At 73.4% G+C, this 301-nt stretch carries 1 pseudogene; it reads left to right on the top strand.

The features are described from left to right. Positions 1–213, top strand: a pseudogene (locus PUR61_RS00515) (hypothetical protein); the annotation flags it as partial. Between the last annotated feature and the right edge of the window lie 88 nt (positions 214–301).

The raw sequence follows: 301 nt of genomic DNA on the forward strand, positions 1-301 counted from the left end.
ACCGAGGAGCCGCGCCAGACGGAGGAGCCCCGGGAGACGGAGGAGACCCGGGAGGTTCGGGACGAGGACTCCGAGGATTCGGAGGACGAGCGGAAGACGCCCGAGCAGCGGGCGGAGGAGGAGCGGCTGGCCGAGGAGAGACGCGCGGGGAAGCGTCGGGCCGACGAGAGCGAGGAGCCGCGCCAGACCGAGGAGCCGCGCCAGACGGAGTAGCCCCTGGAGACGGAGGAGACCCGGGCGGTTCGGGACGAGGACTCCGAGGATTCGGAGGACGAGCGGAAGACGCCCGAGCAGCGGGCGG

It is taken from the genome of Streptomyces sp. BE20 (assembly GCF_036322525.1).
In the GTDB taxonomy this organism is placed as follows: Bacteria; Actinomycetota; Actinomycetes; order Streptomycetales; family Streptomycetaceae; genus Kitasatospora.